This is a genomic window from Sphingomonas sp. BL-S-29 (assembly GCF_055521495.1).
This window is the reverse complement of sequence record NZ_CM145482.1, coordinates 2280035-2301523: the sequence shown is the minus strand read 5'-3', so window position 1 is coordinate 2301523 and position 21489 is coordinate 2280035. Positions and strand designations below refer to the sequence as shown.

Annotated in this window: 15 protein-coding genes; 10 read left to right on the top strand and 5 right to left on the bottom strand. The window is 65.1% G+C overall.

Features of this window, described 5'->3' with window-relative positions:
- Nucleotides 1-82 precede the first annotated feature (82 nt).
- The 4 genes from secE to rplA all read left to right on the top strand — a co-directional run bounded on the left by secE (nt 83) and on the right by rplA (nt 2090).
- Nucleotides 83-280, top strand: a complete 198-nt coding sequence (gene secE, locus ACZ1I2_RS10880; RefSeq protein ID WP_465169680.1) for a preprotein translocase subunit SecE — start codon at nt 83-85, stop codon at nt 278-280.
- A 15-nt stretch (nt 281-295) separates the two neighbouring features.
- Nucleotides 296-832: a transcription termination/antitermination protein NusG gene (gene nusG, locus ACZ1I2_RS10875; protein ID WP_332714654.1), complete on the top strand. Its 537-nt coding sequence runs from the start codon at nt 296-298 to the stop codon at nt 830-832.
- Nucleotides 833-955: 123 nt separating this feature from the next.
- The gene (gene rplK / locus ACZ1I2_RS10870) at nt 956-1387 is read left to right on the top strand and encodes a 50S ribosomal protein L11 (RefSeq protein WP_332714652.1); all 432 of its coding nucleotides are present in this window, start codon (nt 956-958) and stop codon (nt 1385-1387) included.
- 4 nt (nt 1388-1391) lie between these two features.
- Nucleotides 1392-2090, top strand: a complete 699-nt coding sequence (rplA, locus tag ACZ1I2_RS10865; RefSeq protein WP_465169681.1) for a 50S ribosomal protein L1 — start codon at nt 1392-1394, stop codon at nt 2088-2090.
- Nucleotides 2091-2152: 62 nt separating this feature from the next.
- Here the strand turns inward: rplA and ACZ1I2_RS10860 are convergent, their stop codons facing one another.
- Complete coding sequence (locus ACZ1I2_RS10860) at nt 2153-2644, bottom strand: nuclear transport factor 2 family protein (RefSeq protein ID WP_465174108.1); 492 nt, start codon at nt 2642-2644, stop codon at nt 2153-2155.
- A 149-nt stretch (nt 2645-2793) separates the two neighbouring features.
- On the opposite strand from ACZ1I2_RS10860, the gene ACZ1I2_RS10855 reads away from it, so the two are divergent.
- On the top strand, nt 2794-4518 hold the full coding sequence (locus tag ACZ1I2_RS10855) for a VanW family protein (protein WP_465174109.1): 1725 nt from the start codon (nt 2794-2796) through the stop codon (nt 4516-4518).
- Nucleotides 4519-4571: 53 nt separating this feature from the next.
- On the opposite strand, the gene ACZ1I2_RS10850 is transcribed toward ACZ1I2_RS10855, so the two are convergent.
- Nucleotides 4572-7031 (bottom strand): PhoX family protein, encoded by a 2460-nt coding sequence (locus ACZ1I2_RS10850; RefSeq protein WP_465169684.1) that lies wholly within the window; start codon nt 7029-7031, stop codon nt 4572-4574.
- A gap of 439 nt (nt 7032-7470) precedes the next feature.
- Between ACZ1I2_RS10850 and rplJ the strand changes: the two genes are divergently transcribed.
- The 3 genes from rplJ to ACZ1I2_RS10835 all read left to right on the top strand — a co-directional run bounded on the left by rplJ (nt 7471) and on the right by ACZ1I2_RS10835 (nt 9709).
- Complete coding sequence (rplJ, locus tag ACZ1I2_RS10845) at nt 7471-7992, top strand: 50S ribosomal protein L10 (RefSeq protein ID WP_465169685.1); 522 nt, start codon at nt 7471-7473, stop codon at nt 7990-7992.
- Nucleotides 7993-8055: 63 nt separating this feature from the next.
- Nucleotides 8056-8436, top strand: a complete 381-nt coding sequence (gene rplL, locus ACZ1I2_RS10840) for a 50S ribosomal protein L7/L12 (RefSeq protein ID WP_465169686.1) — start codon at nt 8056-8058, stop codon at nt 8434-8436.
- 307 nt (nt 8437-8743) lie between these two features.
- Complete coding sequence (locus ACZ1I2_RS10835; RefSeq protein ID WP_465169687.1) at nt 8744-9709, top strand: hypothetical protein; 966 nt, start codon at nt 8744-8746, stop codon at nt 9707-9709.
- A gap of 91 nt (nt 9710-9800) precedes the next feature.
- Here ACZ1I2_RS10835 and ACZ1I2_RS10830 read toward each other — a convergent pair whose 3' ends face one another.
- The 3 genes from ACZ1I2_RS10830 to ACZ1I2_RS10820 all read right to left on the bottom strand — a co-directional run bounded on the left by ACZ1I2_RS10830 (nt 9801) and on the right by ACZ1I2_RS10820 (nt 12945).
- Entirely contained in the window at nt 9801-11189 is a 1389-nt protein-coding gene (locus tag ACZ1I2_RS10830) for a hypothetical protein (RefSeq protein WP_465174110.1), read from the bottom strand.
- Between the two features lie 173 nt (nt 11190-11362).
- Nucleotides 11363-12649, bottom strand: coding sequence for a hypothetical protein (locus ACZ1I2_RS10825; RefSeq protein WP_465174111.1), 1287 nt, complete (start codon nt 12647-12649; stop codon nt 11363-11365).
- A gap of 38 nt (nt 12650-12687) precedes the next feature.
- Nucleotides 12688-12945: a hypothetical protein gene (locus tag ACZ1I2_RS10820; protein ID WP_465181638.1), complete on the bottom strand. Its 258-nt coding sequence runs from the start codon at nt 12943-12945 to the stop codon at nt 12688-12690.
- 30 nt (nt 12946-12975) lie between these two features.
- Here ACZ1I2_RS10820 and rpoB point away from each other — a divergent pair, with 30 nt between their 5' ends.
- Nucleotides 12976-17127, top strand: coding sequence for a DNA-directed RNA polymerase subunit beta (gene rpoB, locus ACZ1I2_RS10815; protein WP_465174113.1), 4152 nt, complete (start codon nt 12976-12978; stop codon nt 17125-17127).
- A 74-nt stretch (nt 17128-17201) separates the two neighbouring features.
- Nucleotides 17202-21470 (top strand): DNA-directed RNA polymerase subunit beta', encoded by a 4269-nt coding sequence (rpoC, locus tag ACZ1I2_RS10810; protein WP_465169692.1) that lies wholly within the window; start codon nt 17202-17204, stop codon nt 21468-21470.
- Nucleotides 21471-21489 lie beyond the last annotated feature (19 nt).

Here is a 21489-nt window from a genome sequence, read left to right as displayed (position 1 = left end):
GATTGGACGGCGCCGGTTCCTTGGGACCGGGCAGCGGCTCCATGCCTCGATCTCGTGCGTTTTGAAAAGCGAGCTGAGCAGCGTGGCGAAGACGACACCGTTAGAGTTCATCAAGCAGGTGCAGGCAGAGACCAAGAAGGTCGTCTGGCCGACGCGGCGCGAAACGATCATGACCGGCGTGATGGTCATGATCATGACGACGCTGCTGGCGATCTTCTTCTTCGGGATCGACACGATCTTCGAGGCGATCGTCAAGCTGCTGCTAAGCCTCGCGAACTGATTTTTGGATAGAAACATGGCGCGCTGGTACATCATTCACGCTTATTCCGGGTTCGAGGGCAAGGTGCGCGACTCGATCATGGCGGAGGCGACCCGCATGGGCCTCGACGCGCTCGTCGAGCAGATCGAGGTCCCGACCGAGACCGTCACCGAAGCCCGTCGTGGCAAGAAGATCGCGGTCGAGCGCAAGTTCATGCCGGGCTATGTGCTCGCCAAGCTGAACATGAACGACGACGTGTATCACCTGGTGAAGAACACGCCGAAGGTGACAGGCTTCCTCGGATCGATGGGCAAGCCCCAGCCGATCAGCGAAGCCGAAGCGGCCCGGATGCTCAACTCGAAGGAGGAAGCAGCCGCCGCGCCGAAGCAGAAGATGAAGGTCGATTACGAGATCGGCGATTCGGTGAAGGTGCTCGACGGCCCGTTCGCGAGCTTCAACGGCATCGTCGAAGAGCTCGATTTCGATCGCAGCCGCGTCAAGGTGTCGGTGTCGATCTTCGGTCGCGCCACCCCGGTCGAGCTCGAGTTCGAACAGGTCGAGCGCGCGAAGTAAGAAGAAATTGTGCTCCTGCGAAGGCGGGAGCCCAGTCTGGGTCCCCGCCGTCGCGGGGACACTGTGAAGTGCGGGAGGCCGTCAAAAGCCGCTTGGACCGCTAAACTTGAAAGAGAGTGAGTCATGGCAAAAAAGATTACAGGTTACATCAAGCTGCAGGTGCCGGCCGGCAAGGCCAACCCCAGCCCGCCGATCGGCCCAGCCCTGGGTCAGCGCGGCGTGAACATCATGGAATTCTGCAAGGCGTTCAACGCGCAGACCGGTGACCAGGAAGTCGGCACGCCGCTTCCCACGGTCATCACCGTCTATGCGGATCGTTCCTTCTCGTTCGAGACGAAGACGCCGCCGGCGTCCTATCTCATCAAGAAGGCGGCTGGCCTGAAGTCAGGCTCAAAGGAGCCGGGCAAGCTGACCGCGGGCAAGATCAAGCGCTCCGTGCTGAGCCAGATCGCCGAGACGAAGATGAAGGACCTGAACGCCAACGATATCGACGCGGCAACCCGCATCATCGAAGGCTCCGCCCGCGCGATGGGCCTCGAAGTGGTGGAGGGCTGATACAATGGCAAAGCTGACCAAGAAGGCGAAGACCCTCGCCACCGCGATCGATCGCGAGAAGCTGCACGGCATTGACGAAGCGATCGCGCTGGCCCGTGCCAATGCGACCTCCAAGTTCGACGAGACGATCGAAGTCGCGCTGAACCTGGGCGTTGACCCGCGCCATGCCGACCAGATGGTCCGCGGCGTCGTCACCCTGCCCAAGGGCACCGGCAAGACTGTCCGCGTCGGCGTGTTCGCCAAGGGCGCCAAGGCTGACGAAGCCCGTGAGGCTGGCGCCGACGTCGTTGGTGCCGAGGATCTCATGGAGATCGTCCAGGGCGGCACGATCGATTTCGATCGCTGCATCGCGACCCCGGACATGATGGGTGTCGTCGGCCGCCTGGGCAAGATCCTGGGCCCGAAGGGCATGATGCCGAACCCGAAGCTGGGCACGGTCACGATGAACGTCGCTGAAGCCGTGAAGGCAGCCAAGGGCGGCCAGATCGAGTACCGCGTCGAGAAGGCCGGCATCATCCATTCCGGCATCGGCAAGGCGAGCTTCCCGGCCGAAGACCTGCGCGCCAATTTCGACGCACTGGTCGATGCGATCGTCAAGGCCAAGCCGTCGGGCGCCAAGGGCAAATATGTCCGCAAGGTCGCGATCAGCTCGACCATGGGCGCCGGCATCAAGGTCGACACTGCGGACGTCACCGCGGTCTGATCCGGGTCTGAGAACTGAAGCGAAGGGTCGGGGGAAACCCCGGCCCTTTTCTTATGCGGCCATCATGGCCGGCGTGGCGGTACGATCGCGCCCGGCTCGGCATCGCCGAACATCTGAACCCAGCCGCCGCGCGTATCCATATATTCCCGGACGGCCGCGATCCTGCCGTCGACCACATGGAAGACGAAGCAATAGTCGTTCACATAGGAACGGCCATTGGCGAGCGCCGCGGACATGCGGTGCTCGGCGATGACATGATCGCCCGCCACGTGAAGGCCTTTGAAGTCGTTGGCGATGTCGCTGACGAACAGCCGGCCGAAATCATGCGCGATGAAATCGACGATCGCATCGCGATCGAGGTTGTTCGATCCATCCGGCGGCCCGGCCTCGTCCGGATGGCCCAGCCCCAGTGCAACCTGAGTCGCGTTGCCCGGCGGCGCGACCCAGACGACGTCTTCGGTGAAGCACGCCGCGATCCGATCCGCATCGCGCGTCGCATAGGATTGATAAAAGGCCATGACGGCCTCGCGTGGGCCGATGGGTGACGTCGCCATGGTTCATCTCTCCTGAACGGGGTCAAGGCTGTCGAGGCTAGCGCCGGTGCGTCGAGCGGCATCCCGCTTCTTGCGTTCAACACCGGCACCGCATGATTGACGGCGAGCCCGGGAACGGGAATCCTGCGCTTCTTCGAGGAAGGCGCAGAATGAACGACCGGCTCATGGCGGCAGCGGCGATGCCCCGTTCGGGTGTGCCGACCCGTATCAGCGCGCTCGTCTTCGCCGCCAAGGCCAGCCTGCTCCGCGCCCGTCGTACCGTCCAGGACGTCATGCCCGGCCTCGCGCCGATGCGTCACCGCCATGGTAACGCACTGATCGAGGCGCCAATCCTGGCGACCGTCCGCACGCCACTCTGGACCAATGCAGGTGGCGAGAAAGACCGCGCGCTCAATGCCGGGAAGATCCAGAATCTGCGCTGCGCGCTGCGCGGCCTTGACGGGATCGAAGTCGAGGCCGGGCGGACCCTGAGCTTCTGGCGGCAGGTCGGCCGCCCGATCCGCCGGCGTGGCTACGTCGCCGGGCGGGAATTGCGCGAGGGCTGCATGATCGCGACGATCGGCGGCGGACTCTGCCAGTTGTCGAACGCACTGTATGATGCGGGCCTGCAGGCGGGGCTCGAGATCGTCGAGCGCCATGCGCATACGCGCATCGTGCCCGGATCGCGCGCGGCGGCCGGGCGTGACGCCACGGTGTTCTGGAACTATCTCGACCTCCGACTGCGCGGCCGTCGTCCGTTCCGGATCGAAGCCCGGCTGACCGCCGACGAACTCGAATTGACCATTCGCGGCCATGGCGCCGAGGCCGAGCCACCGATGCTCGCCTTCGCCCCCGGCATCGCGGCGCATGACTGTCTGCGCTGCGGCCAGATCGCCTGTCACCGGCACGATCCCGATGGGGAGGCGGCGTCGCTACCCACCGCCTGGCTGGTCGATGCGGCGACGCCCGAATTCACCGCCCTGTACACGGCGCGCGCGACTCCGGGCGACATGCTGCATCTTTCGACGCGCCGCTTCGGCAAGGCGGCACATGCCTGGCCTGGCCTCGGCCAGGAGCGAACCGCCGATATCACCGCTCTCTACCGTGCCGTTGCGCTCAGGGCGCGGGCGACCATGCCACTGGCGCGCGTGATGCTGGCCGCAGACGCGCGGTTCGCTGCCGCCCATGCCCGCCGCCTGTCACCGGACCACACCCATCTCGTCGTGGCTCAGTCGCTGCTCCCCCATCTCTGGCGGCTCGGCGCTCTGCAAGGCCGGAGCTTCGAGGTACTGATGGAGCGGCTTCCCCTGGAGGCGCTCCATCGCATTCTCGACGTGGCATTCACCCGTCACCCGGACAACTCCACGCTGGGCGATTTCCGGGCGCCGCCATCGATCGTCGCTGCAGAGCGCGAGGCGCTGGGTGCGGCAACCCGTCTTGTCACCGCGCATCATGCCGTCGCCGAGCTTTTCCCCGCTGGCCGGGTCGATCTGATCGACTGGGCCCCTGCCCCGCCACTCGGAGCGATGCGCGGGGGCCGCAGCGTCCTGTTCGCCGGCCCTGGCCTCGCGCGCAAGGGCACTCATGCCATGCGGGAGGCCATGGCGGGTCTGGAGATCGAACTGCTCATCGAACGCAGCGCGGCAGAAGGCCCGGACTTCTGGCGCGGGCTGAACGTCCGGCACCTGGCGCCGGGCGAACGCCCGACGCTGGCAGCCGTGGTGCTCCCGGCCATTGTCGAGCATCGCCCGCACACGCTGCTTCGCGCGCTGGCAGCTGGCCTGCCAGTGATCGCGACCCGGGCCTGCGGTCTGCCGCCGCAACCAGGTCTGACCTTCGTCGCGCCCGACGATCCGCAGGCGCTGCGCGCCGCTCTGGTTGCGCTGCTCGCCTGACAAAGAGGGCCGGGAATGACCCCGGCCCTTTCCTTCTTTTGCCCAATAGTCGCTTACAGCGCGACCACGCCGCCGTCGTTCTTGGTAATCACCACCGTGGCCGAGCGTGGGCGGTTGCCCGGGGCCGGAGCGGCCTGGCTCGCCGGCCAGTTGCTGGTGATGTTGCCGGTGTTGCCGTTCTCGCCCGGGTGCTGGATGTTGACGAACAGCGTCTTGCCGTCCGGCGTCGAGTCGACGCCGGTGATTTCCGCCTCCAGCGGACCGACGAGGAAACGCCGCAGCAAGGTGCCCGGCGCCGCGCCGACGCGCGTGGCCTGGGCGATGCCGGCGCCGCCGGTCGGGGTATTGGTGATCGTCTTGACCCCGCCATCGTTGACGCTGCCCGGCATCGCCGCAAGCATCATGCAGTTGGTGACGTCGGTATAGGCGCTATCGTCGGTCTGGATCCAGAGCACCGGCTTGACCAGGCCCGAGGCGTTGGACGGGCGGCCGAACCACAGGCCGTCCGGACTGGAGAAATCATTGGTCGCATCCAGGCCCGACACGTTGATGTTGGTCGCGTCGAGATCCGATCCGGCGCCGAACAGATAGATGTCCCAGGAGAAGTTGAGCGCTTCCGAGGTGTCGCCCGTCTCGCGCAGGCGGATGATATGGCCGTTGCGATTGGAGACCGAGGTGCTCGGCGGATCGATATAGGCGCGCGGGTTGGCCGCGTCGGTGTTGGCCGGGGTGCGCGTCGAGTTGTTGGTCAGGGTCAGATAGACTTCGCCAGTCACCGGGTTGACCGCGGTCCACTCCGGACGATCCATTCTGGTCGCCCCGAGCGCGTCGGCGGCGAGACGGGCGTGAGTCAGCACGTCCGCCTGGTCGGCATAGGCATAGGTCGCGTTGCCCGATGTGAGCGGCCCGGTGCCGAAAATCAGCGGCAGCCACTCGCCGCTGCCCGAGGCGTTGAACTTGGCGACATAGAGCGTGCCATTGTCGAGATATTTGTCGCCGATGGCGAGGCGGTCCGCCGAGCTCGCATCGGCGGCCGACCATGCGGTCGCCGAGACGAACTTGTAGAGATATTCGTTCACCGCATCGTCGCCCATGTAGAAGGCGGGCTTGCGGCCGGGGACGAAGTTGGACGGCCAGCAGCCCTCATGGTTCATGCGGCCAAGCGCGGTGCGCTTCCGCGGCGCGGCGGTCTTGTCGTACGGGTCGATCTCGACGACCCAGCCGAACTGGTTGGCTTCGTTGCGGAAGTCGGAGAGTGCGTCGGCGCCGGTCGCCTGCGCGTCCCAGCGGCGGTAGATGGTGCTCGCCGGATCTGCCGGAACGACGGTCGCCCAGCCGAAATTGCCGGTCGCGCTGGTGACGGCATAGCGGGTGAGCGCAACCACTTCCTTCGGGGTGCGGCGGGGATTGTCGGCGGCGGTCGGGCGGCGGAAATAGCCGGCCCAATTCTCTTCGCAGGTCAGGTCGGTGCCCCAGGGCGTATAGCCGTTGGCGCAATTGTTGATCGTGCCGCGACCGGCGACGCCGGTCGGCGAGAAGACCGTGCGGAGCTGAGCGGCGCCGCGCACCGGGCCGTTGAACACGGTCGGCGTCAGCGGCGTGATGCGGCGATTGAGCGCGCCGGCCTGATTGTAGCTCCAGGCGGCACCGGCCTTCGACACTTCGACGATGCTGAGCCCGTGGCACTCCATTTCCTTGAGGGCTTCGGCTTCGGGCCGCGCGCCTGCCACGGTGGTGGCGCCGGCGACGTGGAGATAGGGCTGGTTGATGTTCTCATGGTTCATGACGAGCAGGCCGCGCGTGCTGCTGGTGTCCTCGCGGGCGTTGCCTGCGGCAGCGAGGCCGAACCAGTAGAGTGCGTCGCCATGGTCGCCCGCGCGATTGGCGAAATCGGTGTCGGTGCCGTCATTCTTGTAGGCCGCAGTGCCCGAGGCGATCGGATCGCCCAGGCGATACAGGATCGACACACTGTAGCCGTCGGGCACGCTGACCTTGTCGAGCCGGTTCTTGGCGACCGGGGTGAAGCCCAGGGTCGCCGGCGTCACGGTCACGGTGGTCTCGACCGACGAGGTCTGGCCCGTCGAGTCGACCGCGGCATAACGGAAGACGAGCGGCGTGCTGGCGCTCACGCTGGGCGCGACGAAGGTCGCAGCGCCGCTGCCCGCGTTGGTCAGCGTGACGGCAGGCCCCGAAACCTGGGTGAAGCTCTGCGACGCGATCCCGCCATTATCGGCGGCGATGCCGGTCAGGGTCACGACCCGGCCCGAGCTGGTCGTGCCCGACGAGCCCGCGGTCACCGTGGGGGCGGGGTCGGCCGCCGCATCCTTGTCGCTGCATGCCGCCAGCACGGCGCCGCCGAACACCGCGAACGCCGCCGCCGACACACCACCGCGCAGGGCGTCGCGCCGCGAATAGCGACGCTCGACCATGTCGTTCAGCGAAACGCCGCCGCTGCGATTGGTGTCGATGTCGCCGTCGTCATAGCCGAACGTGACGGTGGTCGAGTCAGTCATAAGGATACCCCCGGTGGATCGCGATCCGGTTCGGATTCGCTGTCCGGTTCCTCTTGTGCGGCCCACCTGACGGCGTGATGGATATTCCTTGACGATTCCGTGACAGATCGGCGTCCATTCAGGGACAGCGACAATGGTCCACGCATTTGTTGACTTCCGCGGAGATGTCGCTAAGGACCCGCGCTCGCTCGCCAGGTGTTCGCACCCGGCAAGCTACCGTCCGAGACAGTGGGTGGCCGGAATCCTCCGGCCTTAATTTCCCGCCTAGACGGGGAATGGAATTTTTCCGCTCGCGCGTCAGCGCGGCCGGTCTGCTGCCGCATTTGCGATCAGTTCCCATGCCCCAATCGACGGACACCCCGGAAGCGCGGGTTTTCCGCGTCTCCGGTTCAACCGGCCCGGCGGCTTCGGCCAGCGGGTCAGACACGTGGAGAATGGCATGGATCGTGCTCAAAAGACCGAGCTCGTCGCCGAACTGAACCGCACCTTTTCCGAGGTCGGCGTGGTGGTCGTCACCCGCAATCTCGGCCTCACCGTCGCTCAGTCGACGGTGCTGCGCAACAAGATGCGTGACGCCGGCGCGACCTACAAGGTCTCGAAGAACAAGCTTGCCAAGATCGCGCTCGACGGCACCGACTATCTCTCGCTGGGCGACATGCTCACCGGGCCGGTAGGCCTTGCCACCTCGATCGATCCCGTCGCCGCAGCCAAGGTTGCGGTCGATTTCGCGAAGACGAACGACAAGTTCGAAATCGTGGGCGGATCGATGGGCGCGACCGTCCTCGACGTCGAAGGCGTGAAGGCGCTCGCAACGCTGCCCTCGCTGGATGAACTGCGTGCCAAGATAGTGGGCCTCCTGGTTGCACCCGCAACCAAGCTCGCGACCGTCACCCAGGCTCCTGCGGCGCAGCTCGCACGCGTGTTCGCGGCTTACGCCGACAAGGACAAGGAAGCTGCCTGAAAAGGCACCGATACTTTTTGAACTGAACCCAATGGGGCACCTGCCCCGATACGGAGAATGAACATGGCAGACCTGAACGCGCTGGTTGACCAGCTGAGCGAACTGACCGTCCTCGAAGCCGCTGAGCTTTCGAAGCTGCTCGAAGAGAAGTGGGGCGTTTCCGCCGCCGCTGCCGTTGCCGTTGCCGGCCCGGCCGCTGGTGGCGCCGGCGCCGCCCCGGCTGCTGAAGAGCAGACCGAGTTCGACGTGATCCTCACCGGCGACGGTGGCAAGAAGATCAACGTCATCAAGGAAGTCCGCGCGATCACCTCGCTCGGCCTGACCGAAGCCAAGACGCTGGTCGAGTCGGCTCCCAAGGCCGTCAAGGAAGGCGTTTCGAAGGACGAGGCCGCGAAGATCAAGGCCCAGCTCGAAGCCGCTGGCGCGACCGTCGAAGTCAAGTAATCTTTCGCTTCGGCGTAAGTCATTCCGGATCAATCCGGAATCAGAGACAAAAGAAGGGCGGCTCCGCAAGGGGCCGCCCTTTTTTGGTCCCAACACATGACGAAAACCTGCGCTTCTCAAGCACGTAATGCTGGGAAGGTACTGAAGAAGGTCGAATCCTTTCCAATAGCTTTTGCAGGCGGAATTGGGTTAAAGCGCTCCGTGACAGGCCGTTAAGCGCCGCTCGCGCCGTCGTTCTTCACGCCGGACCGGGCAGCGACGTCGCGCCGGCTAAGTCGCGCATGATGCGCATTTGGGGAGGGGTTCCATGACTCGTTTGATCAAGACGATCGGTCTCGCCGTAACGGCGATGCTGTTTGGCCTGTGCTTCGCCGCGCCGGCCAGCGCCCAGGCCACCCGTACCTGGATTTCAGGTGTCGGCGACGATGCCAATCCGTGCAGCCGCACTGCACCGTGCAAGACCTGGGCCGGCGCGATCTCCAAGACCGCCAGCGGCGGCGAGATCGATTGCCTCGATCCGGGCGGCTTCGGCTCGGTCACCATCACTAAGTCGATCACGCTCGATTGTGCCGAGGGCACTGACGGCGGGGCCGGCGGTATCCTGAACTCGGGCGTTCCCGGCGTCATCATCAACGACCCGAACGGCGGGACCGCGCCGACCATCAAGGTCGTTCTGCGCAACCTCACGATCAACGGTGCGGGCGTGACTGTCGGCACCTATGCCGTTCGCTTCCTGGGCGGCAAATCGCTCACGCTGCAAAATGTCAGCATCTCGAACCAGGGCACCGGATCGGTTCCGGCGATCAGCTTCGAACCGCAAGCAGGCAGCGTCGGCGCAACGCTCCATATGACGGATGTGGACATCATCAACGTCATCCACATTGGCGTTAGCGTGAAATCGGTCAACGGCGTCGCGGTTGCCGCATTCCTGAACAACGTCACGGTTTCGCAAGCCGCAATCGCCGTCAAGGTCGAAGCCGGCGGTGTCGCGACCATCGCCAACAGCAACCTGTCGAACAACGGCCGCGGCGTGTGGACCGCTTCGGGCGCAGCGACGGCGTCTCTGGACACTGTGACGATCGCTGGCAGCCTGGATGCGGGCGTATTTGCGACCAACGGAACGACAATCCGCCTGTCGAACGTCGGGCTTTACGACAACCTGTTCGGCATCAAGACGACCGGTGTCGCAACCGTCCAGTCGTTCGGCAACAATCGGCTCGGCCCGGATACGGCGAGCCCGGGCCTGCCGACCTCGACCGTTACCCTGAAGTAATCGCGGAGCCCGGCCGGAATGGTGTAGCAGATCCGGCCGGGCTTCCCTTGATTGACTCGCCGTTCGGAATGGACGGCCCGACAGGGCGGCGCTAGCGCCGCACTGAAATGGTGTAGGGCAAGGTACTGACGCCCTCATGCATGCGCGGCGTGCCATCGAGCCTGAACGGCGCCAGCTTGGTCCCCTCGCCCCGATCAACCCCGACCACATAGGATGTCGCGGTCTGACCCGTGCCGCCGTCCCAATCGTACAGCAGGTTGATCGTCAGCACCGGCACGAACAGCTGGCGATCCTGCACCGCCATCACGCTGACCATCTCCTTCGGCATCATCGCCATGCCAGTCAGCTCGATCGAGCCGCGTTGCGGCAAATCGAAGGGTGCCGTGGTCGGCCGCTCGATCGGGCTGGAGAACAGCGTCCCGATCCAGCCATCCTGTTCGGTCCCGGCGCTCAGCAACCGCACATCGACCTGGATCGCCCGCGCGATCGCTTCGCCGATATTGCTGATGACAATGTCGTACTCGACCGCGGCGCTCAATAAATTGGTACCGGCGCGCTTCGCATAAAGTTCGATGTCGAGCCTGGCACGGACCGGCACCGTGACGGTTGCAGGCGGCGCGACCGGCGACGGCACCGCCTCAACCGGCGCCGGCTTCGGCACGGGGTCCTCCGCTTCCGCGTGAGCCTCATCTTCCGCGATCCGGGAGGCTTCTGGCGTGGCCGGCTCGGGCGCGACAGCTCCAAGATCGAATATCGCGTGTGCCCCTCGCTTTGGCGGCGTGCCGATATCGAGGGCGACCGGCGGAGGAGCAAAGGCGGCCGCCGCCACATCGCGAGCGCGTGGTGCGGTTGCGGGTGGCGAGTCCGGCCTGTCCGCGATCAGGTCGAAATGCGCGTGTTTCCCATTCTCGGACGCAGGCGCGTCATCGTCCTCGAATCGCTCCCGCCGCTGCAGGAGCCAGAAACCCAGCCCGCCGATAAGCAGGACGATCGCTCCCGCTCCACCCAGGAGCGGCCACGAAGGGCCATCCTCTCCTGCCGCGACAACGGGCGCTGGCGCCGCCGTCACGCTTGCGACCGGGGCAGGAGTCACTGCCGCGGCGGTCTCTGCCCCTTCGGGGAGGGGCGCCGCCGTGGTTGCCGGAAGCGGGGCTGATGTCGGTGTGGCGACCAGAGGGCGCTGCGCCGTCGGGAGGGGCACGGCCTTCGGCGGAAGCCGACGCAGCGGAGTCCCGCTCGCCTGGGCCTGTGACGCCGTTACCGGCCGAGCCGGTGTCGGCGACGGCACGGGCGTCGGCAGAGTCCGGACGAAAGGCGGCGGCGTCGCCGGCTGAGTCACCGTCGAGCCGGGGCTCGGCGTCAGGCTGAACTTCTCCAGTCCCGGAATGAGGTGGGGCGTCGGCACCGGTGTCGGAGCGGGCGCGCTCTGCGCAAAGGCCGGCGCGATCACACCAGCCGACATCGTCAACGGAAGCGTCATGGCCCGAACATGGCGGGCGGCGAACTTGAACATTATCCCCACGTCACTGCCTTAGCCCGGCATTTCTGAACGCGATACGACAGCTTCTTCCCCTGCGGCAAATCGTTCAGCGAATGCGACCGGGCCTGCCCTCCGGATCGGAAGGCAGGCCCGGCATTCTCATCGATCGGGTGTCAGGCGTGTTCGGGAACCCCGTGCAACCTGGCCTCGACATCGTCGTGCATCGCACGCTCGCTCAGCTGGATCGGCGCCATTTCCGGGCCACCCTCTTCGCTCACGCCGATGGTGAACGAGGCGGAGGTGCGTCCTTCGCTACCGTCCGGCAGCGTGTAGCGTGCATCGGCAACGATGATCGGCAGGATCGAGCCATTGGTGCTCTCGATCAACTCGGCCTTGGACAGCGCCAAGGTCGCATCGACGCGGGTGCCCTCGCCTGGACGGATCGTCACCAGCGGCACGCCATCGTTGCCGCGCTCGATCAGCATACGCTCCATATCGCTGCCATTGGCCGGCTGCGACGCGAACATGAAGGTGGAGATACGGACGTGCTCGGCCGCGACCGAGCCCGAATTGCCGACGGTCAGCTCGATCTCTACCAGCGCCTCATCGACATTGGTGCCGGCCCGCACCGGGCGCAGCGACATTTCGAGCCATGGGCGATCGGCAACCGGCGCCTCGCCCTCTGTCAGCGAGGCGACTTCCCCTGCCTCGGGCTTGACCAGCGTCGCGTCCTCCGCCGCGACCGGCGCCGGTTCGTCGCTCAGGACGGCGGCTGCGGCCAGCGGCGCGGTACGCAGGAACTCCGGCTCGGTGTCGGGCGCAAACGGCGCAGGTTCGCTGCGGATCGGCGCGGCCTCGATTGCATGCTCGTCGACATACGGTTCTTCGTAATAGAATTCATCATCCTCGACCCGGCGGCGGCGCATGACGAGGAAACCGGCCACGGCGATCAGTGCGACCAGGCCCGCGGCGAGCCACGGCCAGATCGGGGCGCCCTGAGTCGCGGTGGTGCTCTGCGTGACGGCCTCCTGCGTGGGCGCAGGTGCCGGGGCGGCCGCTTCGACCGGTGCCGGCGTTACCGGTGCCGGCGTGACTTCCGCCGGCGTCGAAACGGGCGCCGCCGCGACCGGTGCGGGAGCCGCGCGAACCGGCGCGGGCGCCGGGGCACGGACCACACGAGTCGAGCGGGTGACGGTCCGCGTGGTGCGGGCAGTCGCGGCCTGCGCCGGCGTTTCCGTTTCAGTGGTCACAGTCGGCGCGGCGGTGACGAGCGGCGGCGCGACCGCAGCGGCAGGCGGCGCGATCGTCGGGACCACTGGCGGCGGCGCTACCGTCTGCTGCACCGGCGGGGCCGCTGGCGCGGCGGGCTGGATCTCCTGTGCATAGCCCGGAACGGCCAGCAACAAGGTGGCGGGGACAAGCGCGGCGAACGCGCGGCGGGTTGCGGGTTTGTTTTTCATGACGCATACTCAATGAAGGGAACCCGCAATCGGACCCGCTAAAATACCGAAATCACGCCGAGCCGTTCCTGACTGCCGACGAAGCGATTTTTTGCGCGGCGTTTGACAGTTTCCAACACGCTCCCTATATCGCGCTCCTCACCACAGCTTTCGGGAAATGATGTGCCGTCGCGCAGCATGTCGATCGAATTGGAGGCTATGGGTTCATAAGACGCCAGGAGCTGCTGTTTTCGACATTTCGAAAACGAGCGGCTTTTTGCGTCTTCATGCGTGCCCGCCCGGTGGATTCCGGGCATGACATTCTGGCTGGTAGGGCAAAAAACTCCATGGCGACCAAAGCAATCGAGGGCGGCACGCTTAAGCGCCGCATCCGCAAGGTGTTCGGCAACATCCACGAAGTGGTGCAGATGCCGAACCTGATCGAGGTTCAGCGCGAATCCTACGAACAGTTCCTGCGGTCGGATCCCTCGATCGGCTATGTGTCGGGCCTGGAAAAGACCCTGCGCTCGGTCTTCCCGATCCGCGATTTCGCCGGCACCGCCGAACTCGACTTCGTGAACTACGAGCTCGAGCCCCCCAAGTTCGACACCGACGAGTGCCGCCAGCGCGGCATCACCTATGCGGCGCCGATGCGCGTTACCCTGCGCCTGATCGTGTTCGAGGTGGACGCCGATACCGAGGCCCGGTCGGTCCTCGATATCAAGGAGCAGGACGTGTACATGGGCGACATGCCGCTCATGACGCAGAACGGCACTTTCATCATCAACGGCACCGAGCGCGTGATCGTCAGTCAGATGCACCGCTCGCCGGGCGTCCTGTTCGATCATGACCGCGGCAAGACTCACGCCTCGGGCAAGTATCTGTTCGCCGCGCGCGTGATTCCGTATCGCGGTTCGTGGCTCGATTTCGAGTTCGACGCGAAGGACATCGTCAACGTCCGTATCGACCGCAAGCGCAAGCTGCCGGTCACGGCGCTGCTGTATGCGCTCGGCCTGAACTCCGAGGAAATCCTCAACTATTTCTACAACCGCGTGACCTTCGTTCGCGGCCAGGGCGGCTGGATCATCCCGTTCCAGGCCGAGAACTGGCGCGGCCAGAAGCCGATGTTCGACATCATCGATGCGAAGACCGGCGAAGTCGTGTTTGCCTCGGGCCAGAAGATTTCCCCGCGCGCTGCCAACAAGGCCGCCAAGGACGGTCTCGTCGACCTGCTGATCCCGACCGAAGAGATCTTCGGCCGCTATTCGGCCTATGACCTGATCAACGAAGCGACCGGCGAGATCTACATCGAAGCCGGCGACGAAGTGACCGCCGAGAATCTCGAACTGCTCGACAAGGCCGGCATCGACCGGATCGAGCTGCTCGACATCGACCATGTCGCGACCGGTCCGTGGATCCGCAACACGCTCAAGGCCGACAAGGCCGAGGAGCGCGAGCAGGCGCTGTCCGACATCTACCGCGTGATGCGCCCCGGCGAGCCGCCGACGCTCGAAACCGCTGAGTCGCTGTTCAGCGGCCTGTTCTTCGATCCGGACCGCTACGACCTGTCGGCCGTCGGCCGCGTGAAGCTGAACATGCGTCTCGACCTCGACGCCGAGGACACGGTCACCACGCTGCGTACCGAGGACATCCTCGCGGTCGTGAAGACGCTGGTCGACCTGAAGGACGGCAAGGGCGAGATCGACGACATCGACAATCTCGGCAACCGCCGCGTGCGCTCGGTGGGCGAGCTGCTCGAGAACCAGTACCGCGTCGGCCTGCTCCGCATGGAGCGCGCCGTGAAGGAGCGCATGTCCTCGGTCGATGTGTCGACCGTCATGCCGAACGACCTGATCAACGCCAAGCCCGCGGTCGCCGCGGTGCGCGAGTTCTTCGGCTCGTCGCAGCTGTCGCAGTTCATGGATCAGACCAACCCGCTCTCCGAAGTGACGCACAAGCGTCGTGTTTCGGCACTTGGGCCGGGTGGTCTCACCCGTGAGCGCGCCGGTTTCGAAGTCCGCGACGTTCATCCGACGCATTATGGCCGCATCTGCCCGATCGAGACGCCGGAAGGCCCGAACATCGGCCTGATCAACTCGCTCGCCAGCTTCAGCCGCGTCAACAAGTACGGCTTCATCGAGACGCCGTACCGCAAGGTCGTCGACCACAAGGTCACCGACGATGTCGTCTATCTGTCGGCGATGGAAGAAGCCAAGCACACGATCGCGCAGGCCAACGCCGAGCTCGATTCGACCAAGGGCTTCGTCGAGGACCTGGTGTCGTCGCGTCAGGCAGGCGAATTCCTGATGGCGATCCCGGACAACATCACCCTGATGGACGTATCGCCGAAGCAGCTCGTCTCGGTCGCCGCATCGCTCATTCCGTTCCTGGAAAACGATGACGCCAACCGCGCGCTGATGGGCTCCAACATGCAACGCCAGGCCGTGCCGCTGGTGCGCGCCGAGGCGCCGTTCGTCGGCACCGGCATGGAAGAGACCGTGGCGCGCGATTCGGGCGCCGCGATCTCGGCCAAGCGCTCGGGCATCGTCGACCAGGTCGACGCGGCGCGTATCGTGGTTCGCGCCACGGGCGAAGTCGAAGCCGGCCAGTCGGGCGTCGACATCTACACGCTGATGAAGTTCCAGCGCTCCAACCAGAACACCTGCATCAACCAGCGTCCGCTGGTGAAGGTGGGCGACGTGGTCAATGTCGGCGACGTGATCGCCGACGGCCCGTCGACCGAGTTCGGCGAGCTGGCGCTGGGCCGCAACGCGCTCGTCGCGTTCATGCCCTGGAACGGCTACAACTATGAGGATTCGATCCTCATCTCCGAGCGTATCGTGAAGGACGACGTCTTCACCTCGATCCATATCGAGGAATTCGAAGTCATGGCACGCGACACCAAGCTCGGGCCGGAAGACATCACGCGCGATATCCCGAACGTCGGCGAGGAAGCGCTCCGCAACCTCGACGAAGCAGGCATCGTCTATATCGGCGCCGAAGTGGAGCCGGGCGACATCCTGGCCGGCAAGATCACCCCCAAGGGTGAATCGCCGATGACGCCGGAGGAAAAGCTCCTCCGCGCCATCTTCGGTGAAAAGGCATCGGACGTGCGCGATACGTCGCTCCGCCTGCCGCCAGGCGTTGCCGGTACCGTCGTCGAGGTCCGGGTGTTCAACCGCCACGGCATCGACAAGGACGAGCGCGCGATGGCGATCGAGCGCGAGGAAATCGAGCGCCTGAAGAAGGACTCGGACGACGAACGCTCCATCGTGAACCGCGCGACCTGGTCGCGCCTTCGCGAGATGCTGCTCGGCCAGACCGCGACCGCCACGCCGAAGGGCCTGAAGAAGGGCGCCGAGATCGACGCCGACCTGCTCGACAGCGTCGATCGCCACGAGTGGTGGAAGTTCGCCGTTGCCGACGACAAGACCCAGAGCGATCTGGAAGCGGTCAAGGCGCAGTATGACGATGCAGTGAAGCTGATCACGGACAAGTTCCATGATCGTCGCGAGAAGCTGGAGCGTGGCGACGAGCTGCCCCCGGGCGTGCTCAAGATGGTCAAGGTGTTCGTCGCGGTGAAGCGCAAGCTGCAGCCGGGCGACAAGATGGCCGGCCGTCACGGCAACAAGGGCGTCATCAGCCGCATCCTGCCGGCGGAGGACATGCCGTTCCTCGCCGACGGTACGCCGGTCGATCTCGTGCTGAACCCGCTGGGCGTGCCGTCGCGCATGAACGTCGGTCAGATCTTCGAGACTCATCTCGGCTGGGCCGCGCGCGGCCTGGGCGGGCAGATCTCGCAGGCCCTGGAAGACTGGCGCGAGGCCAATCCGAACCCCACCGCAGGCGCCATGCCCGAAGTGGTCAAGGATCGCCTCAAGACCGTCTATGGCGAGCAATATCATGCCGAGATCGACGCCCGTTCGAGCGCCGAGATCATCGAACTGGCGCAGAATCTGCGCGGCGGCGTGCCGATGGCGACGCCGGTGTTCGACGGTGCCCGTGAGGCTGACGTTTCGGCGATGCTCACGCTCGCCGGGCTCGACACCTCGGGTCAGTCGGACCTGTTCGATGGCCGCACCGGTGATCAGTTCGATCGCAAGGTGACGGTGGGCTACATCTACATGCTGAAGCTGCACCATCTCGTGGACGACAAGATCCACGCGCGGTCGATCGGCCCGTACAGCCTCGTCACCCAGCAGCCGCTGGGCGGCAAGGCCCAGTTCGGCGGTCAGCGCTTCGGTGAGATGGAGGTCTGGGCACTCCAGGCGTATGGCGCTGCCTATACGCTGCAGGAAATGCTGACGGTGAAGTCCGACGACGTGGTCGGCCGCACCAAGGTCTATGAAGCGATCGTCAAGGGTGACGACACGTTCGAGGCCGGTATTCCGGAGAGCTTCAACGTGCTGGTCAAGGAAATGCGGTCGCTGGGTCTGAACGTCGAGCTGAAGAGCGTCGAGCAGTTCGACTCGGACGGCGTCGCGATCGCGGCGGCATGACGGATCGGGCGCTGCCGTCGGGCAGCGCCCCCTCCCCCGTCCGCACAGAATTTTTCCCTGGAGGGAATTGAGACATGAACGAACTGACCAACTTCGCCAATCCGGTGGCCAAGCCGGAAACCTTCGACCAGATCCAGATCGGGATCGCTTCGCCAGAGCGCATCCGGTCCTGGTCGTTCGGCGAGATCAAGAAGCCGGAAACCATCAACTATCGCACGTTCAAGCCCGAGCGTGACGGCCTGTTCTGCGCGCGCATCTTCGGTCCGATCAAGGACTACGAGTGCCTGTGCGGCAAGTACAAGCGCATGAAGTACAAGGGCATCGTCTGCGAGAAGTGCGGCGTCGAGGTCACCGTCTCGAAGGTCCGCCGCGAGCGCATGGGCCATATCGAGCTGGCCGCCCCGGTCGCGCACATCTGGTTCCTGAAGTCGCTGCCGTCGCGCATCGGCCTGCTGCTCGACATGCAGCTCAAGCAGCTCGAGCGCGTGCTGTACTTCGAGGCGTACATCGTGATCGAGCCGGGCCTCACCCCGCTCGAGAAGTATCAGCTCCTCACCGAGGACGAGTTGCTCGACGCGCAGGATGAATATGGCGAGGACGCGTTCTCGGCCGGCATCGGCGCCGAGGCAGTCCGCATCATGCTCGAGAGCCTGGATCTCGAGGGCGAGCGCAAGGACCTGCTGGAAGAGCTGGCCGTCACCAAGTCCGAGCTGAAGCCGAAGAAGATCATCAAGCGTCTGAAGGTCGTCGAGAGCTTCATCGATTCGGGCAACCGCCCGGAATGGATGATCCTCGAAGTCGTTCCGGTCATCCCGCCCGAGCTGCGCCCGCTGGTGCCGCTGGACGGCGGTCGCTTCGCGACGTCGGATCTGAACGATCTGTATCGCCGCGTGATCAACCGCAACAACCGCCTGAAGCGCCTGATGGAGCTGCGTGCGCCGGACATCATCGTCCGCAACGAAAAGCGCATGCTGCAGGAAGCCGTCGACGCCCTGTTCGACAACGGCCGCCGCGGCCGCACGATCACCGGCGCCAACAAGCGTCCGCTGAAGTCGCTGTCCGACATGCTCAAGGGCAAGCAGGGCCGCTTCCGTCAGAACCTGCTCGGCAAGCGCGTCGACTATTCGGGCCGTTCGGTCATCGTGACCGGTCCGGAGCTCAAGCTGCACCAGTGCGGCCTGCCGAAGAAGATGGCGCTCGAGCTGTTCAAGCCCTTCATCTACGCCCGTCTGGACGCCAAGGGTCTTTCCATGACCCTGAAGCAGGCCAAGAAGTGGGTCGAGAAGGAGCGCAAGGAAGTCTGGGACATCCTCGACGAAGTCATTCGTGAGCACCCGGTCATGCTCAACCGCGCGCCGACGCTTCACCGTCTCGGCATTCAGGCGTTCGAGCCCGTGCTGATCGAGGGTAAGGCGATCCAGCTTCACCCGCTGGTCTGCTCGGCCTTCAACGCCGACTTCGACGGTGACCAGATGGCCGTGCACGTCCCGCTGAGCCTCGAGGCCCAGCTCGAAGCGCGCGTCCTGATGATGTCGACCAACAACATCCTGTCGCCGGCGAACGGCAAGCCGATCATCGTGCCGTCGCAGGACATGGTGCTCGGTCTCTATTATCTGTCGATGATGAAGGAGGACGAGCCCGGCCAGGGCATGATGATCTCCGACATGCAGGAGGTCCATCAGGCGATCGAGGCCGGCGCGGTGACGCTCCACACCAAGATCATCAGCCGCGTTCCGCAGACCGACGAAGCGGGCAACCAGTATCTCAAGCGCTACGAGACCACCCCGGGCCGCATGCTGCTCGGCGAGTGCCTCCCGAAGAGCTCGAAGGTGCCGTTCGACACCGTCAACCGCCTCCTCACCAAGAAGGACGTGGGCGACGTGATCGACGAGGTCTATCGTCACACCGGCCAGAAGGAGACCGTGCTGTTCGCCGACGCGATCATGGCATTGGGCTTCAAGCACGCGTTCAAGGCGGGCATCTCGTTCGGCAAGGACGACATGATCATTCCTGACGCCAAGGTTCCGCTGGTCGATGAGACCCGCGCCCTGGTGAAGGACTTCGAGCAGCAATATCAGGACGGCCTGATCACGCAGCAGGAGAAGTACAACAAGGTGATCGACGCCTGGAGCCGTTGCGGCGACCAGGTGGCGAACGCCATGATGGACGAGATCAAGTCGGTGAAAAAGCTGCCGAACGGCCGCGAAGCCCCGATCAACTCGATCTACATGATGGCCCACTCCGGCGCCCGCGGTTCGCAGGCGCAGATCAAGCAGCTTGCCGGTATGCGCGGCCTCATGGCCAAGCCGTCGGGCGAGATCATCGAAACGCCGATTATCTCGAACTTCAAGGAAGGCCTGACCGTCCTCGAGTATTTCAACTCCACCCACGGCGCCCGCAAGGGTCTCGCGGACACGGCGTTGAAGACCGCGAACTCGGGTTACCTGACCCGCCGTCTGGTCGATGTGTCGCAGGATTGCGTCATCATCGAGAATGATTGCGGCACCGAGCGTGCGCTGGAAATGCGTGCGATCGTCCAGGGCGGTTCGACCATCGCGTCGCTCGGCGAGCGCATCCTCGGTCGCACGACCGCGGAGGACATCGTCGACACCAAGACCGGTGAGGTCATCATCCCCTCGGGCACGCTGCTCGACGAGCCGATGATCGTGCAGATCGAGGCGATCGGCACTCAGTCCTGCAAGATCCGCAGCCCGCTGGTCTGCGAGACGAAGATCGGCGTTTGCGGCAAGTGCTACGGGCGCGATCTCGCCCGCGGTACGCCGGTGAACATCGGCGAGGCTGTCGGCGTCATCGCCGCTCAGTCGATCGGCGAGCCGGGCACCCAGCTGACGATGCGGACCTTCCACATCGGCGGTGCGGCGCAGCTCAACGAGCAGTCGAACCTCGAGGCAGTTGCCGATGGGACGATGGAGTATCGCGACCTTCGCATCATCCTGGACCAGCGCGGCCGTCGCGTCGTGCTGAGCCGTTCGGGCGAAGTCGCGATCGTCGACATGGACGGGCGCGAGCGGGCGGTGCATCGCATCCCCTACGGTGCCTATGTCCTGTTCGATGACGGCCATATCGTCACCAAGGGCGACCGGATGGCGGAATGGGATCCGTTCACCATGCCGGTGATCACCGAGAACCCCGGCATCGTGAAATATGTCGATCTGATCGAGGGCAAGACGCTCACCGAGCAGGCTGACGAAGCGACCGGCATCTCGCAGCGCGTCGTCACCGAATATCGTGCCGCGACCAAGTCGAAGGAGGATCTGCGTCCGCGCCTGACCCTGCTCGACGAAGGTTCGGGCGAGGCCGGCCGTTACATGCTCGCACCGGGCGCTACGCTCTCGGTCGAGGACGGTGCACAGGTCCAGGGCGGCGACGTTCTGGCTCGTGTCTCCCGCGAAGCCGCGAAGACGCGTGACATCACCGGCGGTCTGCCCCGCGTTGCGGAGCTGTTCGAGGCACGCAAGCCCAAGGAAAACGCGATCATCGCGAAGGTCTCGGGCCGCGTCGTGTTCGGCAAGGACTACAAGGCCAAGCGCAAGATCGGCATCCAGCCCGAGGACGGCAGCGAGGTCGTGGAGTATCTGGTGCCGAAGTCGAAGGTGATCGACGTCCAGGAAGGCGACTACGTCAAGCGCGGCGACAATCTGATCGGCGGCTCGCCCGATCCGCACGACATTCTCGAAGTGCTCGGCATCGAGCCGCTCGCTGAATATCTCGTGTCGGAAATCCAGGAGGTCTATCGTCTCCAGGGCGTGAAGATCAACGACAAGCACATCGAGGTGATCGTTCGCCAGATGCTGCAGAAGGTCGAGATCACCGATGGCGGCGACACCACGCTGCTCGCCGGAGAGCAGGTCGATCGCGACGAGATGGACGACATCAACTCGAAGATCGACAAGAAGCAGACCCCGGCACAGGGCAAGCCCGTCCTGCTCGGCATCACCAAGGCGTCGCTGCAGACCCGCAGCTTCATCTCGGCGGCGTCGTTCCAGGAGACCACCCGCGTCCTCACCGAGGCAGCGGTCCAGGGCAAGCAGGACACGCTGATCGGCCTCAAGGAGAACGTCATTGTCGGCCGGCTCATCCCGGCGGGTACCGGCGCGGGCATGAACCGCCTGCGGGTCGCGGCCTCCAGCCGCGACGCAGCTCTTCGCGTCCAGCAGCGTCGCCTGCAGGAAGTGCTCATCGCCCCTAATTCGGCGGCGGAAGAGCGTGCGGCCGAGAAGCTGCGCGACGTCGCGGACGACACGGGCAGCGATGCCCTGGCCTCGGTCACGACCTCGGGCACCGGCACCGACGCGGATGCCGGCGAGTATCTGAACAAGTAATCCACTGGTTCAGTGCTCA

Excerpts from the sequence above, each read along its gene's own strand:
- rplJ (WP_465169685.1), top strand. The coding sequence starts at position 7,471 with ATGGATCGTGCTCAAAAGACCGAGCTCGTCGCCGAACTGAACCGCACC.
- rplL (WP_465169686.1), top strand. The coding sequence starts at position 8,056 with ATGGCAGACCTGAACGCGCTGGTTGACCAGCTGAGCGAACTGACCGTC.
- rpoC (WP_465169692.1), top strand. The coding sequence starts at position 17,202 with ATGAACGAACTGACCAACTTCGCCAATCCGGTGGCCAAGCCGGAAACC.
- ACZ1I2_RS10820 (WP_465181638.1), bottom strand. The coding sequence starts at position 12,945 with ATGCCCGGAATCCACCGGGCGGGCACGCATGAAGACGCAAAAAGCCGC.
- ACZ1I2_RS10825 (WP_465174111.1), bottom strand. The coding sequence starts at position 12,649 with ATGAAAAACAAACCCGCAACCCGCCGCGCGTTCGCCGCGCTTGTCCCC.
- ACZ1I2_RS10860 (WP_465174108.1), bottom strand. The coding sequence starts at position 2,644 with ATGGCGACGTCACCCATCGGCCCACGCGAGGCCGTCATGGCCTTTTAT.
- rplA (WP_465169681.1), top strand. The coding sequence starts at position 1,392 with ATGGCAAAGCTGACCAAGAAGGCGAAGACCCTCGCCACCGCGATCGAT.
- ACZ1I2_RS10855 (WP_465174109.1), top strand. The coding sequence starts at position 2,794 with ATGAACGACCGGCTCATGGCGGCAGCGGCGATGCCCCGTTCGGGTGTG.
- nusG (WP_332714654.1), top strand. The coding sequence starts at position 296 with ATGGCGCGCTGGTACATCATTCACGCTTATTCCGGGTTCGAGGGCAAG.
- rplK (WP_332714652.1), top strand. The coding sequence starts at position 956 with ATGGCAAAAAAGATTACAGGTTACATCAAGCTGCAGGTGCCGGCCGGC.
- ACZ1I2_RS10835 (WP_465169687.1), top strand. The coding sequence starts at position 8,744 with ATGACTCGTTTGATCAAGACGATCGGTCTCGCCGTAACGGCGATGCTG.
- ACZ1I2_RS10830 (WP_465174110.1), bottom strand. The coding sequence starts at position 11,189 with ATGACGCTTCCGTTGACGATGTCGGCTGGTGTGATCGCGCCGGCCTTT.
- rpoB (WP_465174113.1), top strand. The coding sequence starts at position 12,976 with ATGGCGACCAAAGCAATCGAGGGCGGCACGCTTAAGCGCCGCATCCGC.
- ACZ1I2_RS10850 (WP_465169684.1), bottom strand. The coding sequence starts at position 7,031 with ATGACTGACTCGACCACCGTCACGTTCGGCTATGACGACGGCGACATC.